Origin of the sequence: Caulobacter sp. ErkDOM-C (assembly GCF_048541825.1) — a bacterium.
Classification (GTDB): domain Bacteria; phylum Pseudomonadota; class Alphaproteobacteria; order Caulobacterales; family Caulobacteraceae; genus Caulobacter.
In genome coordinates this window covers 1694605-1707599 of sequence record NZ_CP183332.1, presented here as the reverse complement: position 1 = coordinate 1707599, position 12995 = coordinate 1694605, and the positions used below count along the sequence as shown (strand labels likewise).

The following is a 12995-nucleotide window of genomic DNA, read 5'->3' as shown; positions in this document are numbered from 1 at the left end:
GCGCATGTTTCCGCAACGAAAAAGACCCCGCCCGGTTCGAGCTAGAAGGCGAAACCGGGCTCGGCGGAAAACCCCGCCAGCACGGGCGGGGTCGAGTCGAACACGTTGCGGCGGCCCACGCCTTCCTCGGCGTGCACGTAGATCGTCGCCTGCCCCACGGGGCCTCGCCGTTCGACAACGCCCAGACGGCCGCCGATCGCCAGGGCCTTGGTCCAGCCGACCGGAGCCGCGCCGACGGCGCCTTCGCAAATGATCACGTCATAGCCAAAGCCGGCCGGACTGGTCAGATCGTCGCCATCCAGACGGGTGACCGAAAGCCCCATCGCCTCAAGCACCGCCGCCGCATAGGGCGCAGCGATGGCCAAGGCCTTCTCACCCGCGCGGGGCTTGAGAAATTGCAACAGCTTGCCCACGTCCCGCGGGCGCAGCAGCCAGCGGCCAGGCGCATATTCGACCTCGGCGTCGGCATAGGCCAGGTAGGCCTTGCCAGCCGGGACCACAGCCTCGCGGGCGACCACGCGCAGCGCGTCCTGCAAGGGCAGGTCGGTGACGTCGGCGGTGCGGATCTGGCTTTCCACCATGTTCAGCCGCGCGGCGGCGAAATCGGTGCTCATGGAATCCCTCGGTCGGACTAGATGTTCGAGCCGCTTATAGGTCCGCCCCTCCCCCCAAGGCAATGCGAACGCTTGCAAAGGCGCGGAACGATGGGCTGCGACCTTTTGGCTGCGCCTGAAATTAAGATCCGATTAACCATAAAGGTGCAGGTTTCAGGTGTCTTCATTGAAGACACCCCACCATCACTGACTTTCCACAGCCCGGTCACAAGCCGGGCTGTTTTTTTGTTCGAAGGCGCTTGCGCCGAGTCAATGAGGCGGCTATCACCCGGCCTCTTCCTGAGGCGACCTGTTCCGCGGTAGCTCAGTGGTAGAGCAGCCGGCTGTTAACCGGCTGGTCGTAGGTTCGAATCCTACCCGCGGAGCCACCTCCGGCTTGAGCAGCGGCCTTCGCTTCGGCGAAGGTCGCGCTTTCTCCCTCCCCTAGCCTTTCAGACCCTCGGTTCGCGCGGTTGACGCTGACTTGAGCTGGCGTAGACGCGGAAGAATTCCCCAATTTGAGGGTCGCGCCGTCGCACTTGATCGCAGCCGGGTTCCATGACTGGACGAACCGCGCTACGCGACCTTTCACCGACGCTGTCGTCGGCGCTATGGCTCAACCATGATCACTGCCGACGACCATTGGCCCGCGACCCTGCAGCGCGTTGTGGCCACGCTCCATTTCAAGGTCACGGATAGCAAGACCGTCGTCCCGGCCATGCAGATCGAGGTGCGCCAGGACATCAACGCCCTGCCCGCCCTGATTCAGACCGCCGTCAAGGCGACAATCGAGCTGGATAGCTGGGTCGCGATGGAGCGCATGGAACCCCCCATCAACCGCGAAGCCGTGCTGGCCCGGAAACAGCTGGCGCGGGCCCTTGCGGCTGATCCGCCCGGCAGCGCCCAGTCGCCCTTCACGGCCGGCTATGACGCCGCCTATCGCCTGCGCCTGGAGCAGCTGGTCTGGGCGGCTATCGCCGATCATCCCCGCCGCCGACTTGAAGAGCTGGCCTCGGCCCGCCCCTGACCTGATCTACCAGGCCCCAATATTGGGCATGGACGCCCACGGCTCTGCGGCCGGCAGACTGCCGTCCTGCAGCAATTCGACCGAGATATTGTCCGGCGAGCGCACGAAGGCCATGTGGCCGTCGCGCGGCGGCCGGTTGATGGTCACGCCCATGTCCACCAGGCGCTGGCACGTCTCGTAGATGTCATCGACCCGGTAGGCCAGGTGACCGAAGTTGCGGCCGCCGTCATAGTCCTCGGGATCCCAGTTATAAGTCAGCTCGACCAGCGGCGCCTGGCGCGCCTTGGCCAGCTCGACGTCTTCCGGCGCGGCCAGAAACACCAGGGTGAAGCGGCCCTTTTCGTTGTCCATCCGGTACATTTCGGTCAGGCCCAGGCCTTCGCAATAGAACCGCAGCGAGGCATCCAGGTCGCGGACGCGGATCATGGTGTGCAGATAGCGCAAGGCGAAACTCCCAGACTGTGTGCGATGCATATAGCCCCTCGACGCCACGACGCGAAGGGCGGTCAGACCGCCGGCTTCACGCGCGTCTGGCGCCGCCAGAGCGCCGCGTATTCGCCACCGGCTTCCAGCAGAACAGCATGAGCGCCGCGCTCGACGATCTTGCCGCGACGCAGGACGACGATCTCGTCGGCGTCGGCAATGGTCGAGAGGCGATGGGCCACCACCAGTGTGGTTCGGCCCGCCCTGGCCTTGCGCAAGGTCTCCTGGATGGCCGCCTCGGTGCGGCTGTCCAGGGCGCTGGTCGCTTCGTCGAGGATCAACACCCGCGGCTGGGCCAGCAGCGCCCGGGCGATGCCGACCCGCTGGCGCTCGCCGCCGGACAGCTTCAGGCCGCGCTCGCCGACCTTGGTGGCCATGCCTTCAGGCAGGTTGCGGATGAACTCCCCCAGCTCGGCGGCTTCGGCGGCGGCCCAGATCTCGGCCTCGGTCGCTTCTGGCCGCGCGAAGCCGATATTGCTGAGCACAGTGTCGTTGAAGAGGGCGACATCCTGCGGCACCAGGGCAATCGCGCGGCGCAGGGACGCCTGACGCAGATGCCGCAAGTCACAGCCATCAAGGGTGATCTTCCCAGCCTGCGGATCGATCATCCGCAGGGCCAGGCGAACCAGCGTCGTCTTTCCCGCGCCCGACGGCCCTACGATCGCGACCGTAGTGCCCGGCGGTATCGAGAAGCTGACATCCTTCAGCCCCTCTGACCGCGCGCCGTGGCGGAACGATACGGCCTCGAACACCACGGCGCCGCCGCGCTGATCGGCGCAGGGCGGCAGGTCGATGGCGTCTGGCGCATCGGCCACGTCGGCGCTTTGACGGCGCAGATCGAGCATGGCCTCCATGTCGATGAAGGACTGCCGGATCTCGCGATAGGCGAAGCCCAGGATGTTGAGCGGTGCGTAAAGATTGATCAGGATCAGCACGGCGGCGGTGACGTCGCCAGGTCCTATGCGCCCTGCCAAGGCTTCGGTTCCCGCCAGCACGGCCATGGCGCCCAGACCAAGGCTCATCACCGCCGCCTGGACGGTGTTGAGCACGGTCAGCGAGTTGGTCGACTTGACCTGGGCGTCGCCATAGGTGTCGAGCGCGCTCTTGTAGCTCCCGACCGCACGGTCCTCGCCGCCAAAGGATTTTACGGTCTCGTAGTTGATCAGCGAGTCCACCGCCCGTCCGGCGGCCTCAGCGTCGGCCTCGTTCAGCGCGCGGCGATGACCGATGCGCCAGTCCGAGATGGCAAACGTGGTGTAGCCGTAGACGCCGACCGTCAGCAGGGCGATGACCGCGAACCGCCAGTCATAGGCCTTGGCCAGCACCGCAGCGGCCATCAGCAGTTCAATAGCGGTAGGGCCCAGGTTGAAGACCAGGCTGCGCAGCAGGAAATCCATGGACCGCGCGCCCCGGTCGATCACCCGCGACAGCGATCCCGTGCGCTTGGACTGATGGAAGTCGATCGACAGCGAGAGGGCGTGGGCGAAGGTCTCCACCGCCGCCTGATTCTGGGCCGCCTGGGCCACGGGCGTGAACACCGCGTCCCGCGCCTGCGGCGCCGCCGCCGAGATGAAGCGCACCAGGGCCCATCCTGCCGCGAGACCTGCGAAGGTCCAGGTGGCGCTCGTCGCAACATCCTGCCCTGCCGCCAGTCGGTTGACTGCCGCGCCCAGCAGCAGGGGGGCCAGAACGCCCAGGGCCTTGCCGATCAGGGTGAAGACCAGGGCCAGTGAGACCCGCCAGCGAAGCCCAGGCGCTTTGGACCGCAGCACCAGCCGAAAAAGATCGCCCATCGCGCTCCAGAAGCGAACACGGACCGCAGGCGGCGCGATCGCACCCGTTACCGCCTGGCGTGCTGACGGCGCCGAGCCGAACCCCCTCATGAGCCTGAGGCCTGGATGATCAGGGTGGTTTGCACGCCTCCGCCCGGCGTCACCCAGTCAACGCGCCACCCTGTGTCGACCCGCCGGGCGCGAACCGGTCCATCAACAAGCGGCCCAGCGGGCGAAACCACGACCCTGATCCTTTGCTCCCCCCCCTCGCCACTGACCTGAACATCATGCGCGCCGAACCCGAGCGTTTCGCTGAGCGACAGAGAAAATCGCCCGTCCTCTGCGGCCTGCCCCACGGCGCGCGGCGTCCTGTCGACCCGTACACCAAGCCCTGCGCCCGGCGTGGCCATGCCCGAGATCACCGCCCCACCCTCCGGATCGACATCGACCGCCAGGATGGTGGGCGAGGACGAGCTGGGCGCCAGGCGCCAGGCGCCAGATCCGGCCCTCAGCAGGGCGACCTCGCCGTCAGGCGTGACCATGACATAGCCCTCGGCCTGAACCGTGCGACCGCCGCGGGTCATCGACAGGCCATAGAGGCGAACACGATCGCTGGGCGGGACGGTCAGGCTCCATTGTCCGAGCGAGTCGATCTGGCCCAGCAGCACCTCGCCGGTCGGCGCGCCCAATCGCACGCTGCCATCGGGCACGCCTTCACCCTTCAGCATCAGACCTACGGGTCCCTTAAAGGCCTGCTTGACGTGCGGCGGCGCGACATAGCCGGCTTCAGAGGCGTCAGCCTGGGTCGAGGCGGGCGCGGCCTTGGGGCGCCAGTCGTCCTGCCGGCCACTGTCGCAGGCCGCCAGCGCCACACTTGCGCCGGCCAGAAGCCAAATCACGCCGCCTCGGGCGAGCATCGGCTTGAAACGGGCGGTGCGAATCCTGATCATGCAAAGCTCATGTCGACGCAACGAACCGCGCCGGCTTCTACATAGGTGGCGCGCCGCTGCGGCGCGCCCTTTCTTTTGCTGGAGTGGACGACGATGCCCGATGAGTCTAGGCGCCTGGACTCCGTCTGCGTCTATTGCGGTTCCTCCAATGACGCCGACCCCGCCTTCATCGCGGCCGCTGGCCAGATCGGGGCCAGCTTCGCCCGGGCCGGTCTGAAGCTGATCTATGGCGGCGGCGGTGTCGGCCTGATGGGCGCGACGGCGCGCGGCGCCCACGCCGCCGGAGGGCGCGTGCTGGGGATTATCCCGAAGTTCCTGACCGGCCGCGAGCAGCCGTTCGATGACGTCGAGACCCTTGTCGTCGACAACATGCATGAGCGAAAAATGCTGATGTTTGAACAGGCCGACGCCTTCGTCGTCCTGCCCGGCGGCATTGGCACGCTGGAAGAGATCATCGAGTTGCTCTCCTGGCGTCGGCTGGACCTGCATCAGAAGCCCATCGTCTTTCACAATCCGCGCGGCTTCTGGGACCCGCTGTTCGCCCTGCTGCAGCACACCATCGACGAAGGTCTGACTCCGCCCGCCCTCAGCGAGTGCTGGCGCTCGGTAGACAAGGCAGAGGATGTCGTGCCTGAGCTTTTGTCATGGGACGCTGAATTCTATCAAAGCGGCCCTCAAACAAGCGTTCGGCTGTTGACTTAGTTTCGAAACGCAACGCATTTCCAGCCTTGGCCGACCTCCCCGGCGGCCGAGGGATAAAGGAACAATCATGCGTATTTTTCTCACCGCGCTTGTCGCGGCGTCCGCCCTGTCGACCGGCGCTTTCGCCGCTGAAGGCGCGGTACTGAAGCTCAAGGCTCCGGCCAAGGTTCCCAGCCTGATTCAGGACGGGGCCATCTGGCGCTGCGACGGCGATGTCTGCGCCGCGCCGCAAGTGAAATCCATGCCGATCGCCCGCACCTGCCGCAAGGTCGCCGCCGAGCTCGGCGCGGTCGTCTCGTTCACCTATCGCGACAAGGCCCTGGACGAAGCCGGCATCGCAGACTGCAACACGGCCGCCAAGCCCTGATGCGCAAAGGGGCGATCCGCGTTTACGGATCGCCCCCTCTACGCTGCGCCTGAGCCTATTTACCCTTCGCGGGCTTGGGTGGCTTGGGCGTCGAACTGGACCTTCCACCGACCAGCATCCCGCCCAGCAGGGCGAAGGACATCATCGCGTGGTTCATCTTCGATACATTCATGGCGGCGTCTCCCAGACAGGCCGTTGGACCAGGAGACGCGCGCGGCTTACAGGGGCTGTCCCCTCTTAGTCGTCAGCGCGTCGAGGGAAAGCATGCGCCAAACCGGGCGAATCGCAAGCGGCTTTAATCCGTAAACTGATCATATCAGGGCACGGAACATGCCGTTTTTCGATGCCGGCGCCGGTCGCGGTTTAACTCCGTATACGGTCATTTTTTTACCTCAGCGGCGCACACGCCCCGCACGGCCTGGCTTCCTCGCTGGCGCGTGTCCGCCTGCGCATCCTGAGCGCCGAGCGCCTGGCCTCGACGCCGGAAACTGCGACCGCGCAAAGAAAAACCGCCCGCGTCGGCGTGACGCAGGCGGCTTTCCGGATTTCAGGTCGTTATTCCGTGGGCGTCACCGCCCAAAACGCTAGGCGGCAGCGTTGAACGACAGAGTTTCGTAGCGCTTGAGGTGGTGATCCACCGAGCCGAACAGGCCCTCGATGATCGAGGCGCGCTTGAAATAGTGACCGATGGCCAGTTCGTCGGTCATGCCCATGCCGCCGTGGATCTGGATGGCGTTCTGGCCCACGAACTTGCAGGCGCGGCCAATCTGGACCTTCATCGACGACACGGCCTTGGCGCGGGTTTCAGCGTCTTCATCGATCTTGATGGTGGCCATGTAGGTCATCGACACGGCCTGCTCGACATTGATGAACATGTCGACCATGCGGTGCTGCAGGACCTGGAAGTTGGCGATGGCGGTGCCGAACTGCTTGCGCTGCTTGGCGTAGTCGAGCGTGTTCTCATGCATCTTGCGCAGCACGCCGACAGCCTCGGCGCCGACGGCGGCGGTTGCCTCGTCCATGATCTTGTCGACCAGCGGCAGGCCCTCGCCCTCGGCGCCGATCAGGGCGTCGGCCGGGATCGACACGTTCTCGAAATAGACTTCCGAGGCGCGGCCGCCATCCACGGTGGGATAGTCGCGGGTGACGATGCCCGGCAGGCTCTTGTCGACCAGGAATACCGACACGCCGCCGGCGTCGCGCTGGGCGCCGCCCGTACGGGCCGTGACGATCAGGTGGCTGGCGAACGGCGCGCCGACCACGACGGCCTTGTGGCCGTTCAGGACATAGCCCGAGCCGTCCTTCTTGGCGGTCGTCTTCAGGTCACGCCAGGTGTAGCGCCCCTGGGGTTCGGCATAGGCGAAGGCGATGGTGGTCGTGCCGCCGACGATGCCCTCGATGACCGAGGCTGCGTGGGCGTAGCCCGAGTGCTTCATGAAGCCGCCGCCGATCACCACCGAGCCGAGATAGGGCTCAATGACCAGCGCTTTGCCGAACTCTTCCATGATGATCATGTTGTCGATGGCGCCGCCGCCCAGACCGCCCAGGTCTTCACTGAACGCTGCGCCCAGAATGCCGAGCTCTTCGGCAAAGGCCTTCCAGTGGTCGGCGCGCCAACCGCTCTCGGAAGCGATGGTCTTGCGGCGTGTGTCGAAATCGTAGTTGTCCTGCAGGAAGCTCGCGACCGTGTCGCGAACCATCGACTGCTCTTCGGTGAAGTTGAAATCCATCCCAGGGTTTCCCGTCGTTTTTCTTTGTCATCCCGGCCAGCACACCCGCGGAGGCGAGTGGAAGAACCGGGACCTGCAAGGTTTGTGAATTGGGCGGTCCCGGACGCGCATTCGGCGCGCCCGGGATGACAGTTGCTAGAGGCCCAGCACCATCTTGGCGATGATATTGCGCTGGATCTCGTTCGAGCCGCCATAGATCGAGGTCTTGCGGACGTTAAAATAGGTCGGCGCCGCGCGATGGCTGAAGTCCGGACCGATAGGATGCGCATTGTCGCCGTCGTTCGGGAAGCCCCGGAAGTACGGCGAGCCATAGTGGCCAGCGGCCTCCAGAACCAGCTCGGTGATCCGCTGCTGGATTTCCGTGCCCTTGATCTTCAGAACGCTGGACTCAGGACCAGGGCCCTTGCCGGACGCTTCGCCCGCCAGGGTGCGCAGTTCGGTGAATTCCAGAGCCGTCAGATCGATCTCCAGCTCGGCGACCTTGCGCTTGAACACCGGGTCCTGCAGCAGCGCCTCGCCGTCATCCGAAAGTTCGGTCGAGGCGATGGCGCGGATGCGCTCGATGCCACGCTTGGAGCGGGCGACGCCGGCGATGCCGGAGCGTTCGTGGGCCAGAAGGAACTTGGCGCAGGTCCAGCCCTTGTTCTCTTCAAAGATGCGGTTTTCGACCGGCACCTTGACGTTCTCAAGCCAGACTTCGTTGACCTCGTGCTCGCCACCCAGGGTGATGATCGGACGGACAGTGACGCCCGGCGACTTCATGTCGATCAGCAGGAAGGAAATGCCCTCCTGGATCTTGGCGGTCGGGTTGGTGCGGACCAAGCAGAAGATCCAGTCGGCGTGCTGGGCCAGGGTGGTCCAGGTCTTCTGGCCATTGACCAGGTAGTATTCCTTGCCGTCGTCGCCGGTGAAGCGCTCGGCCTTAGTCTTGAGGCTGGCGAGGTCAGAACCCGCGCCCGGCTCGGAATAGCCCTGGCACCACCAGATGTCGCCCGACAGGGTCTGCGGCAGGAACCGCTCTTTCTGCTCGGGCGTGGCGAAGGTGTAGATCACCGGCCCGACCATGTTGATGCCGAAGGGCAGGATCGGCACGCAGTCGGCGCGGGCGGTCTCTTCGGACCAGATATAGCGCTGAACCGAGGTCCAGCCGGGACCGCCGACCTTCTCGGGCCAGGCCGGGGCGACCCAGCCCTTGTCGGCCAGAACGCGGTGCCAGGCCAGGAAGTCTTCCTTGGCCATCTCCTCGCCCTCTTCCTGCTTTTCACGCAGGCCGGCCGGATAGTTCTCAGCGATGAAGGCGCGGACTTCGTCGCGGAAGGCGACGTCTTCGGGCGAAAAGTCGAGGTTCATGGCGGGCTCCCGGTTTCGGCCTCTTTGATGAGGGGCCGATTGATCTGTGAGACACGATAGATGTCGAACGGACGTTTGGAAAGATGACGTTAGCGTCAACGGAAGCGAATATGATCCGCGTTCAGTTAGAACCCTAACGGGCCTCGCAAGCCAGCTTGACGAGGGCGAGCGCGCTGGCGCCGCCCACCCCTTCCTCGTCGACGATATCGAGCGCCAGAAGCGGCCGCTTGTCGAGGGCCGCCAGCAGTCGGGCATGCCCCTTTGCCGCACCGACATGGGCGGCGATACAATGGTCCAGCAGCTCAGGGTCGATGCGATGAAGGACGGCGGCGGCGGCGCAGGCCGCATAGCCATCCAACAGCACCGGAATTTTCTGAATGCGAGCGGCCAGGATCGCGCCGGCGACAGCGGCGGTCTCGCGGCCACCCAGCTGGCGCAGCACCTGAAGCGGATCATCAAGTCCGCCGTCCTCGCGGACGCGCTCGACAGCGGCCACGACCAGATCCGGCGCATCCGTCCAGTCGCTGGCCTCGCCGCCGAACAGGGCCAAGGCCATACAGGACGCGATCATGTCGGTTTCAGCGGCGATCACCCCGGGAACCAGCAGGTCGGGCTGCTTGGCCAGGGCCTCCATGCCAAACGCCATGGTCGCGGCGCATTCCTTCTCGCTCATCGCGGCCTTGTCGACGGCGTTGGGCGTCGGGCGGTCCACGGCCAGATCGAAGGCTTCCAGACCCGCGCCCTGCGCGCCCGCCAGCCGGCAAACGGTCGCGCCGCCAGACGCCACGGCTTCGAGCCGGTCGCGGGCATAGCCGCGAGGACCCACGCCCTGGCGGGCGCCGGCGTACAGCGCCACCACCGGCCGGTTCACGGCGGGCGGCGTCTTGCCCGTCCAGGCGGTGAGCCAGGACGAGATCTCCGCCAGCCGGTCGGACTGATCCAGGGCGGGCGCGGCGCCGGCTGCCGGGGGAGCGGAAGCCAGGGCGCGAATGTCGTCGAACGGTGAAGCGGTCATGGCGCGGGCTTTGGCGCCCGCGTCCGGTCTTGTAAAGTGGCTGGCGTCTAGCGGGCCAGCAAGGCCTGGCAAGAACCATCGCGCTCAGCGATCAGGCCGGCCTTGGCAGCCTCATCGGCCCGTCGGGCCTGACCACTCGCCGTGCTCATCGCCTCCGAGGCCTTGTCGATGATGTGGTCGGCCCGCCCCTGGCGCTGTGCCTTGATCAGAACGCCGAACGCGGCGGCGTTGCTCGAGCCCAGACTGGAAGCCTTTGCCAGGGCCTGACAGCGCGAGGCCTGGATGAACTGGCTATCGGTCAAGCGGGGCCCGGCCAGGACTGGCGTGGCCGCCGCCAAGGCCAGGACGGCGCAAGCGAAACGAGCGATGTTCATAGGTCTCTCCCGAATGAAGATCGAAGCCCCCGCTCGCGTCGGGCGTTGCGCCGCGCACGCGAACCGGAGACAATTGGTCATGGACTCGACCGCCGCTCCCCCCCGCCCGATCGCCACACCGTGCCTGAAGGTCTGCGCCGTGGATGGTCGCACAGGCTTTTGCCTGGGCTGCCGCCGCACCCTGTCGGAAATCGCCGGCTGGGGCCGGCTAAGCGATCAGGAGAGGGCCGAGATCATGGCCGCCCTCCCCGATCGTCCGGATCCCGCAGCCAGCCTGATGGCTGCCCAGATCTGAACCCTACTGGCCGCCCTGCAGCCAGCCGGCGCAGTCGTCCTGGCGTTCAGCCAGCAGCTTTTCCTTCTTGGCGCCCTCAGCCTCGTCGCCCTGCGCCTGGGCGGCGTTGATCTTGTTGTTGGCTGACGTCTTGACCGCCAAGGTTCGCGTCTGACCTTCCGTGCGTAGCATCAGGTCGATGGCGGCGGTATCGAGCCGACCCAGCCCTTCCGACGACGCGAGGCCGCGACAGCGCGCCGCTTGCAGGAACTGGTTGTCGGAAACCTTCGATCCGGCATGGGCGACGCCCGTCAGCGCCGAAGCCGCGATAGCGACGGTGATGATAATCGACTTCATTTGCGTTCCCTCGATAAGCAACTTTTCGCGGGGCGATGGATACTGCCGGACAGAACATAGCTGAAGTTAATTCGAGGACAGGTATTTCATTACACGAGTTTAATCACAGTATTTATTGCTAAACGACAATCATCGTTACGCCATAATTAACTATATGCAATAAATCATTGATCCGATTCACCGGTTGCAAACGCCTTTCGCTCTAGGGTCTCCTTCAACGGCCGAAGAAAACGGTCACAAAGCCTTTCAAGGCGGGGTGCCTTCGATGTTGAAGTTCGCGGCGATCGCGATGGTGGGAGCGCTCTCGGCAGTGGGAGCCGCCAAGGCCGTGGTGTCTCTAGACGACCTGCGTCACCCTGAGCTGCGCGCGCCCACGGCGGCCAGCGCCACGCTCGGCGGCCCGGATGGTGCGGCCCAACTCACCAAGGGCGCCGACGGACACTTCTGGGCCGAGGCCGCGGTCGACGGCAAGGCCGTGCGGTTCCTGGTCGACACCGGCGCTACCGCCGTTTCGCTGAGCCTAGCCGACGCCAGGCGCCTGGGCATCGACACCGACAAGCTGACCTACGACTACACCGTCATCACCGCCGACGGCCGCACGCGCGCCGCGTCGGTGAAGCTGGCCAGCGTGGCCATCGCCGGCGCCCGCGTGCGCGACGTTGACGCCCTGGTCATCGAGAAAGGCCTGGAAACCTCGCTGCTGGGCATGAGCTATCTGGGCCGCCTGTCGCGGTTCGAGGCCACGCCCCGCGCGCTGATCCTGCACCCCTAGAGCCCTTTCGGACCTGATGGTTTCATCAGGGTCGGGCGAAAAGGGCTCCAAATCAGAAGTTTAGAGCGTTTTTCGATCCGATAACCGTTTCACACTTATCGGAAAACGCCCTAGGCCGAAGCGCTCGCGGCGAACCGGGCTTCTCGCGCTTCCATCGCCTGACGCACCGCGTCCAGGGCGCGATCGACCACCTCCAGACCGGCGCCGGCCGGCACGCCCTCGACCGTCAGGATCCGGCGCCACGCCCGCGCGCCCGGCAGGCCGTGGAACAGGCCCAGCATGTGCCGGCTCATCGCCGCCAGATGGACGCCCGCCGCCAGCTTCTCGGCGATGTAGGGCTTGAAGCGCTCAACGGCCTCGAACTCGGACACATCGGCGCCGGCCTCGCCGAACACGCGCCGGTCCACCTGGCCCAACAGGCCAGGCTCGTGATAGGCCGACCGCCCCAGCATCACCCCATCGACATGGGCCAGATGGGCTTCGACCGCGTCCAGGTCAGTGACCCCGCCATTGATCACGATCGTCAACTGCGGGCGTTCGCGCTTGAGCCGATAGACCAGCTCGTAGTCCAGCGGGGGAATGTCGCGGTTTTCCTTGGGCGAAAGCCCCTTGAGCCAGGCCTTGCGGGCGTGCACCACGAAACTGCCGACGCCCGCTGCGGCGCTGGCGTCGACCAGGGCGAACAGGCTTTCCTCGGAATCCTGATCGTCGACGCCGATGCGGCACTTCACCGTGGCCGGAACCGACACCGCATCGCTGATCGCCGCCATGCACTCGGCCACCAGTTGCGGCTCGCGCATCAGACAGGCGCCGAACCGGCCGCTTTGCACCCGGTCAGAGGGGCAGCCGACGTTCAGATTGATCTCGTCGTAACCGAAGTCCTCGCCGATCCGCGCCGCCAGCGCCAGTTCAGCGGGGTCGGATCCGCCCAGTTGCAGCGCCACGGGATGTTGCCCGGCGTCGAAACCCAAAAGCTTCTCGCGGTCGCCATGCACGACGGCGCCGCTGGTCACCATCTCCGAATAGAGCAGCGCCCGGCTCGACAGGGCCCGGTGCAACGAGCGGCAATGCCGATCGCTCCAGTCCATCATCGGGGCGACGGAGAATCTATGCGGTTGAAGCGACTTCATTCTCGGTGATTTCAAAACTTGTCCGACGGCACAGGTGCGAGGGCGCGACCTGATACACCATCTTTCCTGACCCTTGCCGGCCATTCTTACACCAGCCGA

General features: G+C 65.7%; 16 protein-coding genes and 1 tRNA gene. 6 read left to right on the top strand and 11 right to left on the bottom strand.

The features are described from left to right. Positions 1-41: 41 nt before the first annotated feature. Entirely contained in the window at positions 42-614 is a 573-nt protein-coding gene (locus tag ACN2C8_RS08400) for a protein-L-isoaspartate O-methyltransferase family protein (protein ID WP_419255405.1), read from the bottom strand. A 293-nt stretch (positions 615-907) separates the two neighbouring features. Between ACN2C8_RS08400 and ACN2C8_RS08395 the strand changes: the two genes are divergently transcribed. Continuing rightward, positions 908-982, top strand: a tRNA-Asn gene (locus ACN2C8_RS08395). 233 nt (positions 983-1215) lie between these two features. Further along, entirely contained in the window at positions 1216-1620 is a 405-nt protein-coding gene (locus ACN2C8_RS08390) for a hypothetical protein (RefSeq protein ID WP_419255403.1), read from the top strand. A 6-nt stretch (positions 1621-1626) separates the two neighbouring features. Here ACN2C8_RS08390 and ACN2C8_RS08385 read toward each other — a convergent pair whose 3' ends face one another. The 3 genes from ACN2C8_RS08385 to ACN2C8_RS08375 form a co-directional block, all read right to left on the bottom strand. Beyond that, a complete protein-coding gene (locus ACN2C8_RS08385; protein WP_419255402.1) occupies positions 1627-2064 on the bottom strand; it encodes a VOC family protein in 438 nt (145 codons plus the stop codon). Between the two features lie 62 nt (positions 2065-2126). Then, positions 2127-3986, bottom strand: a complete 1860-nt coding sequence (locus ACN2C8_RS08380) for an ABCB family ABC transporter ATP-binding protein/permease (protein WP_419255401.1) — start codon at positions 3984-3986, stop codon at positions 2127-2129. Continuing rightward, a complete protein-coding gene (locus ACN2C8_RS08375; protein WP_419255399.1) occupies positions 3983-4825 on the bottom strand; it encodes a hypothetical protein in 843 nt (280 codons plus the stop codon). The genes ACN2C8_RS08380 and ACN2C8_RS08375 overlap by 4 nt, the downstream gene beginning before the upstream one ends. Positions 4826-4918: 93 nt before the next feature. Between ACN2C8_RS08375 and ACN2C8_RS08370 the strand changes: the two genes are divergently transcribed. Both ACN2C8_RS08370 and ACN2C8_RS08365 read left to right on the top strand, forming a co-directional pair. Next, positions 4919-5527: a TIGR00730 family Rossman fold protein gene (locus tag ACN2C8_RS08370; protein WP_419255398.1), complete on the top strand. Its 609-nt coding sequence runs from the start codon at positions 4919-4921 to the stop codon at positions 5525-5527. Between the two features lie 67 nt (positions 5528-5594). Then, complete coding sequence (locus ACN2C8_RS08365; RefSeq protein ID WP_419255396.1) at positions 5595-5894, top strand: CC_3452 family protein; 300 nt, start codon at positions 5595-5597, stop codon at positions 5892-5894. Between the two features lie 55 nt (positions 5895-5949). Here the strand turns inward: ACN2C8_RS08365 and ACN2C8_RS08360 are convergent, their stop codons facing one another. The 5 genes from ACN2C8_RS08360 to ACN2C8_RS08340 form a co-directional block, all read right to left on the bottom strand. Further along, complete coding sequence (locus ACN2C8_RS08360) at positions 5950-6081, bottom strand: hypothetical protein (protein WP_419255846.1); 132 nt, start codon at positions 6079-6081, stop codon at positions 5950-5952. A 397-nt stretch (positions 6082-6478) separates the two neighbouring features. Then, positions 6479-7624, bottom strand: a complete 1146-nt coding sequence (locus tag ACN2C8_RS08355; RefSeq protein WP_419255394.1) for an acyl-CoA dehydrogenase family protein — start codon at positions 7622-7624, stop codon at positions 6479-6481. 135 nt (positions 7625-7759) lie between these two features. Next, positions 7760-8974, bottom strand: a complete 1215-nt coding sequence (locus ACN2C8_RS08350; protein ID WP_419255392.1) for an acyl-CoA dehydrogenase family protein — start codon at positions 8972-8974, stop codon at positions 7760-7762. 133 nt (positions 8975-9107) lie between these two features. Then, positions 9108-9989: a nicotinate-nucleotide--dimethylbenzimidazole phosphoribosyltransferase gene (locus tag ACN2C8_RS08345; RefSeq protein ID WP_419255390.1), complete on the bottom strand. Its 882-nt coding sequence runs from the start codon at positions 9987-9989 to the stop codon at positions 9108-9110. Positions 9990-10036: 47 nt separating this feature from the next. Further along, the gene (locus tag ACN2C8_RS08340; RefSeq protein WP_419255388.1) at positions 10037-10363 is read right to left on the bottom strand and encodes a hypothetical protein; all 327 of its coding nucleotides are present in this window, start codon (positions 10361-10363) and stop codon (positions 10037-10039) included. Positions 10364-10442: 79 nt separating this feature from the next. On the opposite strand from ACN2C8_RS08340, the gene ACN2C8_RS08335 reads away from it, so the two are divergent. Next, complete coding sequence (locus tag ACN2C8_RS08335; RefSeq protein WP_419255386.1) at positions 10443-10658, top strand: DUF1289 domain-containing protein; 216 nt, start codon at positions 10443-10445, stop codon at positions 10656-10658. Positions 10659-10661: 3 nt separating this feature from the next. Here ACN2C8_RS08335 and ACN2C8_RS08330 read toward each other — a convergent pair whose 3' ends face one another. Beyond that, positions 10662-10994, bottom strand: coding sequence for a hypothetical protein (locus tag ACN2C8_RS08330; RefSeq protein ID WP_419255384.1), 333 nt, complete (start codon positions 10992-10994; stop codon positions 10662-10664). A gap of 256 nt (positions 10995-11250) precedes the next feature. Here ACN2C8_RS08330 and ACN2C8_RS08325 point away from each other — a divergent pair, with 256 nt between their 5' ends. Beyond that, positions 11251-11766, top strand: a complete 516-nt coding sequence (locus ACN2C8_RS08325; RefSeq protein ID WP_419255383.1) for a TIGR02281 family clan AA aspartic protease — start codon at positions 11251-11253, stop codon at positions 11764-11766. A 110-nt stretch (positions 11767-11876) separates the two neighbouring features. On the opposite strand, the gene dusA is transcribed toward ACN2C8_RS08325, so the two are convergent. After that, complete coding sequence (gene dusA, locus ACN2C8_RS08320; protein WP_419255382.1) at positions 11877-12980, bottom strand: tRNA dihydrouridine(20/20a) synthase DusA; 1104 nt, start codon at positions 12978-12980, stop codon at positions 11877-11879. Positions 12981-12995: the final 15 nt, after the last annotated feature.